A 15974-nucleotide genomic window follows, 5' to 3' on the forward strand; every position below is an offset into this window, starting at 1 on the left:
CGCGTCCGGTGAGGCCTCGGCATCACCGGACGCGTGTCTCTTGAAAAAGACGATAAACTGCGAGGCCGGATACCGACCCGCCAAGCCAATGGAGAGGGCTTGAAATGAGCCAAAATCCGAAAGAACTGATCGAGAATTCCCGTATGGTCTTCCCGCAAATCATTGCGGTGGGCATGTGTGTGTTTCTGAACGCACTGGATGGGTTCGATGTCCTGTCGATCAGTTTTGCCTCACCCGGCATCGCGGCGGATTGGGGAATTGATCGTGGCGCGCTGGGCATTGTCCTGGCCATGGAATTGGTCGGCATGGCCATCGGTTCCATCATTATCGGCAATCTGGCCGACCGGATTGGGCGCCGCCCCGTTATCCTTGCCTGTCTCGTGATCATGGCGGCCGGCATGTTTGCGGCAGCCTTTGCGCATGACATGAACACGCTTCTCGCCTTCCGCTTCGGAACGGGTCTGGGGATTGGCGGCATGCTGGCCGCAACCAATGCCATGGTGGCGGAATTCTCCAACCTCAAGAATCGGTCGCTTTGCGTGACCATCATGGCCGCAGGCTATCCGATGGGCGCGATCGTCGGCGGGTCCATCGCTTCCATGCTTCTGACCGAATTCGACTGGCGCGCCATTTTCATTTTCGGCGGGGCCGTTACGGCACTCAGCATCCCGCTGGTGCTCATGCTGCTGCCGGAATCCGTCTATTTCCTGGAAGCGCGCCGTCCGAAACGGGCCCTGGAAAAAATCAACGCCGTGCTCAAGCGCATCGGGCGAGAAGCCGTCTCCGCCCTGCCGGACCTGTCAGAGGAAGACAAGCCGAAGGTTGGCGTGCGCACCCTGTTCGGCCCGCGTCTGGCCCAAATCACCTTGCTGCTGACACTCGCCTACTTCTTCCACATCATGACCTTCTATTTCATCCTGAAATGGATCCCGAAGATCGTGGTCGATATGGGGTTTGCCGCGCCGCTGGCCGGCGGGGTGCTGGTCTGGGCCAATGTGGGTGGCGCCATGGGGGCAGTGCTTCTGGGCATCCTGTCCCAGCGCTTTGGCGTGCGCGGTCTCGTTATCGGCGCCATGGTCCTGGGCGCTGTCATGGTGGTCGTGTTCGGTCGCGGGCAGGAAGACCTCCATCAGCTCTCCCTGATCGCTGCCCTCGCCGGTTTCTGCACCAATGCGGGTGTGGTCGGGCTCTATGCCCTCTTTGCCCAGGGCTTCCCGACGGAAGTGCGGGCCGGAGGCACCGGATTTGCCATTGGCGTTGGCCGTGGTGGCGCCGCGCTGGGGCCGATCATTGCGGGCTTCCTGTTCGAAGCCGGTGCGGGTATCCAGGTCGTGGCCATCATCATGGCCTCCGGTTCGGTCTTCGCTGCCCTGGCGCTCTTGTTTGTGCGCCTGCGCGGAACGAGTGCCGAGCCGGCTGCGGCTGACCCCGCCCCCTGAGTCCGGAAAACTCCGGGGTCAGAGGTGCGACCTCCGGTGACCCCAAAATAAGAGCGCAGGCCTTCTAGGAAGGCCTGCGCTTTTCTTTGCTGCGTTCTCCGGACAGGCTCAGGCTTTTTCCTTCACCTTGTGGATGCCCAGCATGTCGAACACAGCCTTCTCGTAGAAGGGCTCGCCAACACCACGCCGGATCTTGCCGACGAAATAGCTTTCGAAGGCGACCTTGGCCATGTGGACCCAGCCGCCATCGGCGGACCAGTTCACATTGCGGGGTGGGATTTGCGGCATGGCGACAAAGGCGACGCCGCCATCGCCGAAATCGGCCAGGCAGACCGCATTCCAGGTGGCCAGATTGTCGGCCGGTTTGCCGTCCAGGTCCGCGCGCAGATTGCGGGCTGTGGCGACCACCATGGACTCGATCATGAAACCGGTCTTCGGCACGCCGACCGGAACGGCGTAGTTTTCGACCGGCGGAATGGCGACGCAGACACCGATACCGAAGATATTCTTCCAGTTCGGATTGCGCTGGTGTTCGTCGACGAGGATGAAGCCGCGCGGATTGACCAGGCCTTCCACATCGCGGACCGCATCAATGCCCCGGAAGGCCGGCAGCATCATGGAATAGCCGAAGGGGAGTTCATGGGTCTTCTTGACCGAGCCGTCCTCTGCGACCTCCTCGACATGCATCACGCCGTCTTCAACCTTGGTGACGCGGGCCGACGTGATCCATTTGATGTGCCGGTTTCGCATCTCGCTTTCCAGCAGGCCCTTCGTATCGCCAACCCCGTCCAGTCCCAGATGGCCGACATAGGGTTCGGACGTGACGAAGGTCATCGGCACCTTGTCCCGGATCTTCCGCTTGCGCAGATCGGTCTCCAGGATCATCGCGAATTCATAGGCGGGGCCGAAACAGCTCGCGCCCTGGACCGCGCCGACAACAATCGGACCCGGATTCTCGACGAATTTCTGCCAGCTCTCATTGGAGTCGACCGCGTGATCGACATGGCAGATGGACTCGGTGAAACCGCCATGCGGGCCGAGGCCTTCGATTTCGTCAAAAGCGAGTTGGGGGCCGGTCGCGATGACGAGATAGTCATAGGTCAACCGCTCGCCATTATCGAGCTCGATGGCATTGTCTTCGGGAACGACCTTGGTGGCCGCAGCATGGACGAAGTCGATCCCCTTCTTTTTGAACATCGGGGCGAGTTCGACCTTGATCTGTTCCGGCTTGCGCCAGTCCACTGCCACCCAGGGGTTGGAGGGCGTGAAATGGAAGGTCGCGGAATCCGACACCACGGTGATGCGGTCTTCCTTGCGCAATTCCTTGCGCGCCTCCAGTGCCATGGGGACGCCGCCGAGACCGGCTCCGAGGACTACGATATGGGCCATTGAAACTTCCTCCCGTTTGTCCGGCGCGTCCTTGTGGCGGCCGTTTGAATTCAGGCCTTGCCCTCCAGGGCGTCTGCGGCCGTGCAGAATTGCGATTTCAGGTGATGCAGGATGCCGACGCAGCGCGGGTCCGCGATCGAGTAGTGGACTTGCAGCCCGTCCTTGCGCCCGGTGACCAGTTTTTCCGAACGCATTTTTGCCAGATGCTGGGACATGGCAGACTGGGACAGGTCGGCGACCTCGCACAGTTCGCCCACCGTCGCTTCGCCCATGGCGAGGCGGCACAGGATGAGCAGGCGTTTTTCATTGGCCAGCTGTTTGAGAAAACCGGCGGCTTCGCCTGCCTGGGATTGCAGATCCTGGATTTGCGGGTCGGGCGAGGTCAAACGCACCTCCTGAATTAGTTGACACTAATTTAGAGAAGACTATATTAGGTGTCAATCATATTGTTGAACACGGCAGGAGCCCCTCCAATGAGCCTTCGCGAACTTGATCCGAAAACCGTCCATGACGCCGTTCAGGCCGGAGAAGCCGTCATCATTGATGTGCGTGAGCCGCGCGAATTTGCAACCGAGCGCCTGCATGGCGCGTCCCTGCATCCGCTCTCGACCTTCGAGCCCAAATCCATTCCGGTCGACAAGACGCGCGATGTGATCCTGCAGTGTGGTTCCGGCAAGCGTTCCATGGACGCCCTGCAGCGCTGCGCCGCCGCCGGCGTCGACATCACCGCCCATCTCAAGGGTGGCCTCATGGCCTGGAAATCCGCTGGCCTTCCCACCGTTACGATCGACCCGGCGACGGGTCAGGTCATTGATCCGAAATAGGTGACATCATGGCGACCGGCCTCATTCTCAGCCTCGCACTGGCAGCGGCCAGCCTGCAGACTGCCGACACTCACACGGTCGAGCAGACGGAAATCCCCGACCGCAAGGCGGTGTTCGCAACGGTCGAGAGTATCGACACGATAACGGCGCGCGCCCGCATCGGCGGCACGATCGGCCAGTTGCAGGTCGATGAAGGGGATTCGGTTGAGGCCGGTGATGTCCTGGCTGTCGTCGTCGATGACCGTCTGGCGCCGCAGATTGCGGCGGCCAATGCCCAAGCCAATGCTTTCGCAGCCCAATTCTCCCAGGCCGAGATTGATCTGGAGCGCGCCGAGGACCTTCACGAGCGGGGCATCTACCCCCAGGCCCGGCTCGATCAGGCGCGGACGCAGGTGGATGTTGTCAGCGGCCAGCTGGCCGCCGCTCGCCGCTCGCGGGATGTCCTGGTCCAGCAATCGCGTGAGGGCGATGTGCTCGCACCGGCCAGCGGCCGTGTCCTGGCTGTGCCCGTCACCTCGGGCAGTGTGATCCTGCCGGGTGAAGCCGTCGCCACGATCGCATCGGACCTTTATCTCCTCCGCCTGCGCCTGCCGGAACGCCATGCCCGCACGATCTCCGAAGGGGATCCTGTGGAGATCGGCACGGCTGCCCTGGGTGGTGAAGTCGCGCCGACGGGCCGTATCCGCCAGGTCTATCCGCGTATCGAGGATGGCCGTGTCGTCGCCGATGCCGTCGTTGACGGGCTGGGTGACTTCTTCGTGGGTGAGCGCGTCCGTGTCTATGTCACCGTGGACGCTCGCGATGCGATTTTGATCCCGGCTGACTACATCTCCACCCGCTATGGTGTCGATTATGTGCGCCTGCAGCTGAGCAATGGCCATGATACGGAAATCGTGGTCCAGCGCGGTCTGGAGACATCGCAGGGTGTTGAAATCCTGAGCGGCCTGTCGGCCGGTGATGTCCTGGTGCGGCCATGAAGCTCGGTCTTTCCGGAAATCTCGCCCGCGCCTTCATCCGGTCGCCGCTGACGCCTCTCATCCTGATGGCCGCACTGGCCATGGGTTTCCTGGCGCTGATGGTGATCCCGCGCGAAGAAGAGCCGCAAATCTCCGTTCCGATGGTGGATGTCATTGTGCGGGCCGATGGCCTGCGCGCCACCGATGCCGTCGAACTGGTCACCGAACCGCTGGAAGCGATCATCCGCTCCATCAATGCGGTCGAGCACGTCTATTCCCAGACCGAGGATGACCAGGTCATGGTCACCGCGCGTTTCGATGTCGGCACGGATGCCGATGATGCGATCCTGCGCGTGCATGAACGCCTGCGCGCCAATATGGACCGGATGCCGATGGGCATTCCGGAACCGCTCGTCGTGGGCCGCGGGATCAATGATGTCGCGATCGTCGCGCTTACCCTGTCGCCCCCTCCGGACCTGGCCGAGCGGTGGGACGACAATGCGCTTTACAATATCGCCGAGGAATTGCGGGCTTCGCTGATGTCGGTCGACGATGTCGGCCTGACCTATATTACCGGTGGCCGTTCGGACCAGATCCGTGTCGAGCCCGATCCTGAGCGCCTGTCGCAATACGGTGTGACCCTGCAACAGCTGGCGGGCCGTATCGCGGAAGCCAATCGCGCCTTCCCGGCTGGCCGCGTGAGCGCGGCCGACCAGACGCAAAGTGTCGTGGCGGGTCAGACGCTCCAGGGCATGCCCGATATCGGCCTGCTCCTCCTGACCACACGCGATGGCCGTCCGGTCTATGTCCGAGATGTCGCGGATGTCGTGATCGGTCCGGAACCGGCTGACTCGCGTGCCTGGATGCTGACGCGCGACGGCCATGAAGGCGCCTGGACGCGTACGCCGGCCGTCACCCTCGCCATTGCCAAGCGCGAAGGCGCGAACGCCGTTGTGGTGTCCGAGCACATTGTTGAGCGGCTCGAGCTTCTGCGTGGCAGCCTGATCCCGGAAGGTGTCGATGTCACCGTCACCCGGAATTACGGCGAAACCGCGAACGAGAAGGCCAATGAGCTTCTCTTCCACCTCGCTCTGGCAACGGTTTCCATCGTCCTGCTCGTGACCTTTGTCATCGGCTGGCGCGAAGGCCTCGTCGTCTTCGTGGTCATCCCGACGACCATCCTCCTGACCCTGTTTGCTTCAAACCTGATGGGCTACACGATCAACCGGGTCTCGCTCTTCGCCCTGATCTTCTCGATCGGCATCTTGGTTGATGACGCCATTGTCGTGATTGAGAATATTGCCCGCCATTGGGGCATGAAAGACGAGCGTCCGCGCGTCCAGGCGGCTGTCGAGGCTGTGGCCGAAGTGGGTAATCCCACCATTGTGGCCACGCTCACCGTCGTGGCCGCGCTCCTGCCCATGCTCTTCGTGTCCGGCCTGATGGGCCCCTATATGGCGCCGATCCCGGTCAATGCATCGGCCGCGATGATCTTTTCCTTCTTTGTCGCCATGGTGCTGACGCCCTGGCTGATGCTGGTCATAGCCGGCCGCCGCAAAGGGGATGTCCACGGTCATGCCGAGGGTCATGAAGGCATTCTGGGCAAGGGATACCGGAAGGTCGCCGCCTGGGTGGTGCAGTCCCGCCGCAATGCCTGGATCCTGTTGCTCAGCGTGGGCGTGCTGACCCTGGCCTCCATGTCCCTGTTCGGCTTCCAGGCCGTGACGGTCAAACTCCTGCCTTTCGACAACAAGTCGGAATTCCAGGTCATTGTCGACCTCCCCGAAGGTGCCACGCTGGAGCGGACGGAACGCGTGCTGATGGCCGCGGCCGACCGCCTCGCCGAACTGCCCGAAGCGACCCATATCCAGGCCTATTCCGGTACCTCGGCCCCGTTCAATTTCAACGGCCTGGTGCGCCATTATTATCTGCGCAGCCGTCCGGAACAGGGCGACCTCCAGGTCAATCTGGAAGCCAAGCACCATCGCGACCGGTCTTCCCACGAGATTGCGCTGGAAGCGCGTGAGCTTCTGGCGGATTTGGATGTGCCGGCCGGCACCAGCATCCGCATTGCGGAAATTCCGCCCGGACCGCCGGTGATCGCCACATTGCTGGCCGAGATCTACGGTCCCGATGCCGAAACCCGCCGGGCGGTGGCCCGCGAAGTCCGCAGCGTCTTCAACGAGATCGACTATATCGTTGATACGGATGACAGTTTCGGCGAACCGCGCCCGCGTCTGCGCATTGCGATCGACCAGGACAGCCTGGAATATTTCGGCGTCCAGCAATCGGATGTCTATGACACGATCGCGGCCCTGATCGGCGGCATGCCGGTGGGCTATTCCCACCGAGGCGAAGGCCGCAATCCGATCGAGATTGCCGTCGCCCTGCCGCGCGAGGATCGCAATTGGACCGAACGTCTCGCCTCAACGCCGGTTCCTGCCAACACGCTGCCGGGCAACCGGACCGTTGTGGAACTGGGCGATGTGGTGTCCGTGACGGAAGAGCCGGGCTCCTATCCGATCTTCCGCCGCGACGGCCGCTCCCTGGAAATGGTGATGGGCGAACTGGCGGGGGCTTTCGAGGCCCCGATCTACGGCATGTTCGCCGTCCAGGACGCCATTGCGGCCCATGACTGGGGTGATCTGCCCCAGCCGCAGATCCGCATGTATGGCCAGCCGGACAGCGATGACGAAGTCACCCTGCTCTGGGATGGCGAATGGGAGATCACCTATGTGACCTTCCGTGACATGGGTGCCGCTTTCATGGTGGCCCTGTTGGGCATTTATGTCCTCGTTGTCGCCCAGTTCGGCTCCTTCCGGGTGCCGCTCATCATCCTAACGCCGATCCCGCTGACCTTCATCGGCATCATGCTGGGCCATTGGATGTTCGGCGCGGCCTTCACGGCGACATCCATGATCGGCTTCATTGCCCTGGCCGGCATCATTGTTCGGAACTCCATCCTCTTGGTGGACTTCATCCGGCACAGTGCCGGCAATGGCGAGCCCTTGCGGGAAACCCTGCTGAATGCCGGGGCGATCCGCTTCAAACCGATCCTGCTGACCGCTCTGGCGGCCATGATTGGTGCGGCGGTGATCCTGGGCGATCCGATCTTCCAGGGACTGGCGATCTCGCTCCTGTTCGGGCTGGCCTCGTCCACCCTGCTGACCGTGCTCGTCATCCCCGCCATCTACATCGTCTTCAAGGACGGTGACCAACCCTATCAACCCAAGACGCTGGCCAGCGAAGCTGAGACCAGTGGTTCCGAGCAAGGAGACCTCTCATGACCCTTGGACGCGCAGTAATGATGTTTGCCGGCTTCATGGCCCTGTTGTCAGCGGTCCTGGCCTGGCTTGTGAGCCCCTGGTTCCTGCTGCTGACCGGCTTTGTCAGCTTGAACCTGATGCAGACCAGCGTCACGGGCTTTTGCCCCGCCGCGATGATCTTCAAGGCGATGGGCCTGCACGAAGGCAGCTGCGACTTCCGCTAGCTTGTCAGGCCCGCTTGGGCCTCAGCACAGCCACCGCGAACAGCTGATCGGTGTCGGTGAGGAAATCGGCGATTTCCCAACCACCCCGGTCAGCGATCGCCGCGAAGCCCTCGCGGGTGTATTTGCGGCTGTTTTCGGTGTGAATGCTTTCGCCCTTGGCAAAGCGGATCGCCTGCCCCGCCACGGTTACGGTCTGCGCCCGCTCACTGACCAGATGCATCTCGATCCGGCTGAGCTGCGCATTCCAGCGGGCTTCATGGCGGAAGGCTGACAGGTCGAAATCCGCCCCGATCTCCCGGTTCATCCGGCGCAGGAGATTGAGGTTGAAGTCGGCTGTTACGCCGGCCTGATCATCATAGGCGTCCACCAGCGTCGCCGTGTCCTTGACCAGGTCCAGACCCAGGATCAGCGCCTCGATGCCCGGCCAGCGGCTCAGCCGGTCGAGCATGGCGGATGCTGTGTCATGCGGCAGATTGCCGATGGTCGAGCCGGGAAAGAACGCCGTCTTGGGTGCGTCGTCCAGGGCTTGCGGCAAGGTGATCTCACCGGTGAAGTCTGCCACGACTGGCCGGATCGGTGTGTCCGGATAGGCCTTTCGCAGATCTTCTGCCGTCTCTTCCAGAAAATCCGCCGAGATATCGACGGGAACATAGGCGCGCAGCCCGCTTGCCGCGTCCAGCAGGATGCGTGTCTTCACACTGGCCCCGCTGCCCAGTTCGACAAGGACTTGCCCGGGCTCCAGTACGGCGCTGAGGGCGTCGATCTGGTCCTTGAGGATCCCGGTCTCCGTCCGGGTCGGGTAGTATTCGGGCAATTGCGTGATCTGCTCGAAAATCGCACTGCCGTGCGTGTCATACAGCCATTTGCTGTCGAGCCATTTCGGCGAGGCTTGCAGCCCTTCCAGGGCCGACATCGCGAAGTCGCTATCGTGGATCATTGCGGTATCCAAGTCAGATATCCTTCGCCAGGCGCAGGCCCAGCATCTGCCAGCGTTGATGGGGGTAGAAGAAGGTGCGGTAGCTCGGCCGCATCTGCGCGCGTGGCGTGGCACAGGACCCGCCGCGCAGGACCATCTGGTTGATCATGAATTTCCCATTGTACTCGCCGATAGCGCCGGCGCTGGGCTTGAAGCCCGGATAGGGGGAGAAGGCGCTTTGCGTCCATTCCCAGACATCGCCCCAAGTGCCGTGTCCAGGCAGGGGGCGGAACTGGTTCCGGTCTGCGAAATTCCCCTCGATGGGTGTGTCGCGGAACGCGATTTCGTGTTCGGCTTCGGTTGGAAGCCGGGCGCCGGCCCAGCGGGCATGGGCATCGGCCTCGTAATAGCTGACATGGACCACCGGTGCGTCCAGCGCGACTGGTTGCGGGCCGCGCAGCGTGTAAGACCACCATTCCCCGTCCTGTTGCCACCAATAGAGCGGGCTGTCCCAGTTCTCGCGCTCGCGCACTGCCCAGCCGTCCATCAGCCAAAGCTCTGGCGTTTCATAGCCGCCATCTTCCATGAATTCGATCCAGTCGCGGTTTGTGACAGCGCGGTTGGCGATCTGGAAGGCGGGCTGGAACAGGCGGTGGCGGGGGCTTTCACAGTCAAAGGCAAACCCTGAACCGTCATGACCAATCCCGGTCAGGCCCTCGTCAAACCGTTGGAATTCGAGCGCAGGCGCTTCGGTCACGGGAAAGGGCTCAGGGTCCTTGTAGGCTGGCAGGAGCGGATTGAATGAGAGGCCGTGAAGCAGGTCGGTGACCAGGAGTTCCTGGTGCTGCATTTCGTGATGACAACCCAGTTCCGTCAAAGCGCAAATCTCGGGTCGACCGGTGGCCAACAGGTCAATCAGCGCGTCTTCGACATGGCGGCGATAATCGAGAACAGCGTCGAGCCCGGGGCGGGAAATCAGCCCGCGCCGGTCGCGCGCATGCCGCGGACCGGCCTGCACATAATAGGAATTGAACAGGACGGCGAAGCGCTCATCCGGTGAGGTGTAGCCGGGCAGGTTGGGCCGCAGGATGAATTCCTCGAAAAACCAGGTCGTGTGGGCCAGATGCCATTTGGCAGGGCTGGCATCCTCCATCGACTGGAGCATCATGTCCTCTGCGCTGAGAGGTTTCACGAGTTCCAGGGTTCGGGAACGGACGCTCGAAAAGAATTGGTTGACGTCCTGCGGGGCCAGGCTGTTGGGGCTGGCGGCCAGGCTCATGGATCATCCTCGGGGTCGCTGCCATGAGAAGGGTGATCCCCCATTCCAACGCGAAACGTTGCCGAGGGAAACCTTTCTCTCGAAAAAAGAGACAAGTGCCTGAATAGATGGCTTGCCACTGGCCGGTCGTCGACCTGAGATGGGCGCGTCCGGATTCAAATTCGTGTGAGGAGGGCGCGATGACCCAATCTGTCTTTTCCGGCTGCATGCCGGCCCTGATGACGCCCTGCAATGCGGCCGGCGAGCCGGATTTCGCGGCTCTGGTCAAAACCGGCCAGGATCTGATGGCTGCCGGCATGGATGCCGTCGTGTATTGCGGCTCCATGGGGGATTGGCCCCTGCTGACGGATGAGCAGCGCTGCGAAGGCGTGGATCGCCTGTGCGGGGCCGGCATTCCTGTCGTGGTCGGGACGGGTGCCCAGAACACGCAGCGCGCTGTTGCTATCGTCGAGCGGGCGGCCCAGGCCGGCGCGGCCGGGCTGATGGTGATCCCGCGGGTTCTGTCCCGGGGCATTTCACCCCAGGCGCAGCGAACCCATTTTGCCGCCGTACTGGGTGCGGCACCGGACCTGCCGGCGGTGATCTACAACTCGCCCTATTACGGGTTCGAGACCCGGGCGGACCTCTTCTTCGACCTGCGCAAGGATCATCCCAACCTGATCGGGTTCAAGGAGTTTGGCGGGGCTGACTCGCTGAGCTATGCGGCCGAACACATCACCAGCGGGGATGACGCGCTCACCCTCATGGTGGGCGTCGATACCCAGGTCTTCCATGGCTATGTGAATTGCGGCGCGACCGGCGCGATTACCGGTGTGGGCAATGCCCTGCCGCGTGAAGTGCTTCGCCTTGTCGAACTGTCGAAGCGGGCGGCCGCGGGCGATGCGCAGGCACGGCGTCTCGCCCTGGAATTGAGCGAGGCCATGATGGTTCTGGCCACCTTTGATGAAGGGCCGGACCTTGTCCTCCACTACAAGCGTCTCATGGTGCTCGAAGGTCATGCTGAATATCAGCACCAGCTCTACGCGACGGACGCGCTGACCCCGTCCCAGCTGGCCTTTGTGGATGCAAGCTGGAAGCGGTTCCGCGACTGGTGGGCCAGCTGGCCGGGCGCGACGGATTGAGGCCGTGCCATGCGGGTCATCGACAGCCATACGGGCGGCCAGCCGACGCGGGTGCTCATCGAGGGCGGTCCGGAGCTGGGCCGGGGGCCCCTGTCGGAACGTCTGCAGGTTTTCGCGGAGCGCTTTGATGATTATCGCCGGCGCTGTGTGTTGGAGCCGAAATGCTCAGACGCCATGGTGGGCGCACTGTTGTGCGAGCCGGAGCATGAGGGTGCCGCGGCAGGCGTGATCTTTTTCAACACGTCCGGATATCTGGGCATGTGCGGGCACGGCACGATTGGTCTGGGCGCGACCCTGGCCTGGCTGGGCCGTATGGCACCGGGTTGCCATGTTCTGGAGACGCCGGTCGGGCCAGTGGCGCTCGATCTGATCGATGCCAATACGGTTTGCTTCGAGAATATCGAAAGTGATTGCCTGTCACTTGATGTCACGCTGGATGTGCCGGGTCTGGGCCCGGTACGGGGTGATATCGCCTGGGGTGGAAACTGGTTCTTCCTGGTCGATGCGAAGCAGCTGGGTGAGGACGGGCTCGATCCGTCCCGGATTGAAATCCTGACCCGCAAGAGCTGGGCGGTCAGGCGGGCGCTGGCGGACCAGGGCTTCACCGGCCGCGAGGGTGCCGAGATCGACCATATCGAGGTGACCACAGCACAGGCAGGGGAAGGGGCGGATAGCCGCAATTTCGTACTCTGTCCCGGTGGTGCCTATGATCGCTCACCCTGCGGAACAGGGACCAGCGCCAAACTGGCCTGTCTCGCCGCACGCGGTCAGCTCGAGCCGGGCCGGGACTGGGTCCAGGAGAGCATTATCGGAAGCCGCTTCACTGCGCGTTATCGGCCGGGCCGCGCCGGCATTATTCCCAGTGTGACCGGCCAGGCGCATGTTTTCGCCGATACGCGCATCCTGACCGATGCGACGGATCCTTTCGGTCTGGGGATTCCGGAGGGCTAGGCATACCGAGTATCGCAAGTTTTGGCGATTTCACCATATGGTTTGGTTTTCGGGCAAACCCAATTTGCGGAAAGCGCTCAAGAGGCTTGCCAATTGAAGTCTGCGAAGCGCATCATCCCCGGCAAGAAAACATGCCGGGGAGACAGACCATGCCGCAGGCCATCGCCAACGGAATCACGATCGAGTACGACATTCACGGGCCAGACAATGGCGCGCCGCTCGTTCTGATCACAGGCCTCGGCTCGCAGATGACCCGCTGGCCGCCCAGCTTTCTCGACGCCCTGGCAGAGCGCGGGTTCCGGGTCGTTTACTTCGATAACCGGGATATGGGCCTGACCACGCATTTCACCGAGGCCGGCATTCCCGATTTCAAATCCGTAGTGACCACCAAGGCTGCCGGCGGGACGCCGGATGTGCCCTATCATCTGGACGATATGGCGGCCGATGTTGTGGGCCTGATGGATGCGTTGGGGATCGAGAAGGCGCATGTCGCCGGTGCCTCGATGGGTGGGATGATTGGCCAGCTTGTGGCGGCCGACCACGGTCATCGCGCCCTGTCGCTGACATCCATCATGTCGACCACGGGCAATCCGGACCTGCCGCGCTCCACGCCGGAAGCCCAGGCCATGCTGGCCACGCCAAGCCCCGATCCGAAGACCGATCGTGAAGCCTTTCTGGAACGGGCGGTTCAGTCCAGCCGTGTAATCGGTTCGCCCGCCTATCCGATTGATGCAGAGACCCTGAAGGCCCGCGCCGCGGCTGATGCGGACCGTTGTCACAACCCGGCCGGTTTTGCGCGTCAGTATGCAGCCATTCTCGCAGCCCCGGACCGCCGCGCAAAACTCGCGGGCGTTTCCTGCCCGGTCATGGTCGTGCACGGCGCCGATGATCCTCTGGTCACGGTTGAAGGTGGCAAGGACACGGCGGCCGCCATCCCGGGATCAACGCTGGAAATCATCGACGGCATGGGTCATGACCTGCCGCCGCAGGTCCATGACCGTGTTGCCTCGGCCATTGCCCGGGTCGCGGGTCTTTAGGCATTCGGCATGGCCTCGGCGGGCATGATGGCGCCGTGATGGCCAACCACGATCCGCGCCAGTTCGCCGCCCCGTCGGGCGGCTTCGTCGAGGCTGGCCCCTTCAATCAGTGCTGCCAGCACTCCGGCATTGAAACTGTCGCCGGCGCCGGTCGTGTCGACGACCGTGTCAGCCGGTGTGACGGGGAAAGCCTGCCCGGTCTCGCCATTTGAAACCCAGCCGCCCTTGGCGCCCTGTTTGGCGATGACGTGCCGGGCCCCGGCTTCATGCCAGCGGTCAATATGGGTTTGTGGGTCGGCGGCACCGAAGAGCAGGTCTTCATCATCCAACGACGGCAGGACGAGATCGATCTGCCGGGCCAGGGCCATGAAAAGCGTCCGGGCCTCGTCTGCGTCCGGCCAGCCGCGCGGGCGGAAATTGGGATCGAAAACGATCTGGCCGCCGCGGGCCCGCACAGCTGCCATGAGATCGAGCAGCCGACCGCGACCGGCAGCGTCGAGAATGGACAGGCTGATACCGGAGAAGTAGAGCCAGTCCGCTTTGCTGGCGGCGTCGATGGCAGCATCTGATTCCGGCAGGGCGAACATATCGCGTGCGGCGGATTCCCCTCGCCAATACTGGAAGCTGCGTTCGCCGCTGCTATCCGTTTCGATCGCATAAAGGCCCGGAATGCGGACCGGGTGACGCAGGACGAGGTCTGTCCTCACGCCTTCCGCCTGCCATTCATCGATCATGGCATCGGAATAGGGGTCCTGCCCCAATGCTGTGAAATAGGTGGGCTTGTGACCCAGCCGGCTCAGATAGATCGCCGTGTTCAGCGTGTCTCCGCCCTGCCGGAGCCTGAACATGGACCCGAGCGGCGTCGCTCCAGACTGGCCGGACAATTCCAGCATGGCTTCGCCGAGAATGACGATATGGGGTCCGGACATGGCGGGTGGCTCCAGAGATCAGGTCGGCGCGGACTTTAGGGCGGTTTCACGCTTGCGGTGAAGATCACTGTCAGTGATCACACGGGCAGTCTTCACTCCGGCCCGGTCCGTGGCATGCTGACTGCTTCTCTGGTGCCCAGCGGGCCCCCGCGTATTTGGTGATCCGATGACCCTTCCCCGTCTCTCTCCCGATTGTCTGGACACGCTGGATGCGTCGATCCGGCGCCCTGCCTATCATCGCTGCCAAGAGGCCGGGATCATTCATCTCGGCGTGGGTGCCTTTCATCGTGCCCACCAGGCTGTCTATTTCGATCAGTTGATGGCGCAGGGCGAGGCAGGTTGGCAGATCCGCGGTGCCTCCCTGCGGTCGGCGCGCGTGGCGCATCAGCTCAATCCCCAGGGCGGGCTCTACACAATGGTCCAGCGCGACGGGCCGGCGACGCAATTGCGGGTGATCGGTGCGCTGACCGATGTTCTGGTTGCCCCGAGCGATCCGGAGACCCTCATCGCGGCGCTGGCGGAACCCTCCGTGGCCCTGGTGACCCTGACGATCACGGAGAAAGGCTATCATCTGGATCCGGACACGGGCGAGCTGATGCTGACGGACGCGGCGATCAAGGCCGATCTGGAGCGTCCGTCCCGCCCGTCCACCGCGCCCGGCTTCCTGGTTGCCGGCCTCGCTGCACGCCGTGCCGCGGGACTTCCACCCTTCACCGTGCTGTCCTGTGACAATATCCCGGACAATGGCCTGCGGACGCGCGCCGCCGTTCTGGGTTTTGCCCGTCAGGTCAATCCGGACCTGGCCGACTGGATCGAAGCCAGCGTGGCCTTTCCCGGCTCCATGATTGACCGGATCGTGCCGGCCACGACAGCCGAGGATATAGACGCGCTTGAGGCGATGACTGGCTATCGCGATGAGGCCATGGTCAAGACGGAACCCTTCACCCAATGGGTGGTCGAGGACAATTTCTGCCATCGCCGGCCCGCTCTGGAGACAGTGGGCGTGCAGATGACGGATGATGTGGCCGCCTGGGAGCGCGCCAAACTGCGCCTTCTCAACGGATCGCACTCCGCGCTGGCCTATCTCGGTGCGCTGGCAGGCCATACCTATGTCCACGAGGCCATTGCCGACCCGGTCTTCGCCCGCTTTGTCGACCGGCTCTGGGATGAGGTTGAGCCGGTTCTGGATGGGCCAGCCGGTTTTGACGCCACAGCCTATCGGGCAGCGCTGAAGTCGCGCTATGCGAACTCCGCGCTCAATCACTCCCTCGTCCAGATTGCGATGGACGGGTCGCAGAAGCTCCCGCAACGCCTTCTTGCCAGCCTGCGGGCCCAGCGTGAGGCCGGTCTGCCAATGGCGGCAATATTGATGGCCGTGGCCGCCTGGATGCGCTGGCAGTCCGGTGTGGACGAGGCCGGCGAGACCTTCACTGTGGATGACCCGCTGGCGGCAGTAACGGCTGCCGCCCTCGAAAAGGCAGGGCCTGACCCGGACGAAAGGGCGGCCGCTCTCTTGTCGATCGAGGCGGTGTTCGGCCGGGACCTCAAGAACGACCCGGTCATCGCGAGCGCGCTGGGTCATGACCTGGCGGCGCTGATGAGCCGCGGCGCCCGTGCCTGTCTTTCGGACTTTGACGTCTAGC

At 63.0% G+C, this 15974-nt stretch carries 14 protein-coding genes; 9 read left to right on the forward strand and 5 right to left on the reverse strand.

What is annotated here, in order from left to right; translation table 11 throughout:
• The first annotated feature begins 104 nt into the window (after positions 1-104).
• Positions 105-1439, forward strand: a complete 1335-nt coding sequence (locus I0K07_RS03320) for an MFS transporter (protein ID WP_203291285.1) — start codon at positions 105-107, stop codon at positions 1437-1439.
• A gap of 108 nt (positions 1440-1547) precedes the next feature.
• Here the strand turns inward: I0K07_RS03320 and I0K07_RS03325 are convergent, their stop codons facing one another.
• Positions 1548-2828, reverse strand: coding sequence for an NAD(P)/FAD-dependent oxidoreductase (locus I0K07_RS03325; RefSeq protein ID WP_203291287.1), 1281 nt, complete (start codon positions 2826-2828; stop codon positions 1548-1550).
• 50 nt (positions 2829-2878) lie between these two features.
• Entirely contained in the window at positions 2879-3220 is a 342-nt protein-coding gene (locus I0K07_RS03330) for an ArsR/SmtB family transcription factor (protein WP_420828473.1), read from the reverse strand.
• An 81-nt stretch (positions 3221-3301) separates the two neighbouring features.
• Between I0K07_RS03330 and I0K07_RS03335 the strand changes: the two genes are divergently transcribed.
• Genes I0K07_RS03335 through I0K07_RS03350 form a run of 4 tightly spaced genes read left to right on the forward strand, consistent with a single transcriptional unit; the run spans position 3302 to position 8098 of the window.
• Positions 3302-3652 carry a rhodanese-like domain-containing protein gene (locus I0K07_RS03335; protein WP_203291290.1) on the forward strand — a complete coding sequence of 117 codons (351 nt, stop codon included), beginning with the start codon at positions 3302-3304 and terminating at the stop codon, positions 3650-3652.
• A gap of 8 nt (positions 3653-3660) precedes the next feature.
• A complete protein-coding gene (locus tag I0K07_RS03340; RefSeq protein WP_203291292.1) occupies positions 3661-4629 on the forward strand; it encodes an efflux RND transporter periplasmic adaptor subunit in 969 nt (322 codons plus the stop codon).
• Positions 4626-7895 (forward strand): efflux RND transporter permease subunit, encoded by a 3270-nt coding sequence (locus tag I0K07_RS03345; protein WP_203291294.1) that lies wholly within the window; start codon positions 4626-4628, stop codon positions 7893-7895. Before I0K07_RS03340 ends, I0K07_RS03345 begins: the two co-directional genes overlap by 4 nt.
• Positions 7892-8098, forward strand: coding sequence for a YgaP family membrane protein (locus I0K07_RS03350; RefSeq protein ID WP_203291296.1), 207 nt, complete (start codon positions 7892-7894; stop codon positions 8096-8098). The genes I0K07_RS03345 and I0K07_RS03350 overlap by 4 nt, the downstream gene beginning before the upstream one ends.
• A gap of 4 nt (positions 8099-8102) precedes the next feature.
• Here the strand turns inward: I0K07_RS03350 and egtD are convergent, their stop codons facing one another.
• Positions 8103-9035, reverse strand: coding sequence for an L-histidine N(alpha)-methyltransferase (gene egtD / locus I0K07_RS03355; RefSeq protein WP_203291298.1), 933 nt, complete (start codon positions 9033-9035; stop codon positions 8103-8105).
• Between the two features lie 13 nt (positions 9036-9048).
• Entirely contained in the window at positions 9049-10293 is a 1245-nt protein-coding gene (gene egtB, locus I0K07_RS03360; protein WP_203291300.1) for an ergothioneine biosynthesis protein EgtB, read from the reverse strand.
• A 179-nt stretch (positions 10294-10472) separates the two neighbouring features.
• On the opposite strand from egtB, the gene I0K07_RS03365 reads away from it, so the two are divergent.
• From I0K07_RS03365 to I0K07_RS03375, 3 genes are all read left to right on the forward strand, one after another.
• Entirely contained in the window at positions 10473-11414 is a 942-nt protein-coding gene (locus I0K07_RS03365; protein WP_203291302.1) for a dihydrodipicolinate synthase family protein, read from the forward strand.
• Positions 11415-11423: 9 nt separating this feature from the next.
• On the forward strand, positions 11424-12365 hold the full coding sequence (locus tag I0K07_RS03370; protein ID WP_203291304.1) for a proline racemase family protein: 942 nt from the start codon (positions 11424-11426) through the stop codon (positions 12363-12365).
• A 149-nt stretch (positions 12366-12514) separates the two neighbouring features.
• Complete coding sequence (locus I0K07_RS03375; protein WP_203291306.1) at positions 12515-13402, forward strand: alpha/beta fold hydrolase; 888 nt, start codon at positions 12515-12517, stop codon at positions 13400-13402.
• Here I0K07_RS03375 and I0K07_RS03380 read toward each other — a convergent pair.
• Positions 13399-14331, reverse strand: coding sequence for a sugar kinase (locus I0K07_RS03380; protein WP_203291308.1), 933 nt, complete (start codon positions 14329-14331; stop codon positions 13399-13401). The two genes, I0K07_RS03375 and I0K07_RS03380, sit on opposite strands and share 4 nt — an antisense overlap.
• Positions 14332-14497: 166 nt before the next feature.
• Between I0K07_RS03380 and I0K07_RS03385 the strand changes: the two genes are divergently transcribed.
• Complete coding sequence (locus tag I0K07_RS03385) at positions 14498-15973, forward strand: mannitol dehydrogenase family protein (RefSeq protein ID WP_203291310.1); 1476 nt, start codon at positions 14498-14500, stop codon at positions 15971-15973.
• Position 15974: the final 1 nt, after the last annotated feature.

Origin of the sequence: Maricaulis parjimensis, from assembly GCF_016817355.1 — a bacterium.
In the GTDB taxonomy this organism is placed as follows: Bacteria; Pseudomonadota; Alphaproteobacteria; order Caulobacterales; family Maricaulaceae; genus Maricaulis; species Maricaulis parjimensis.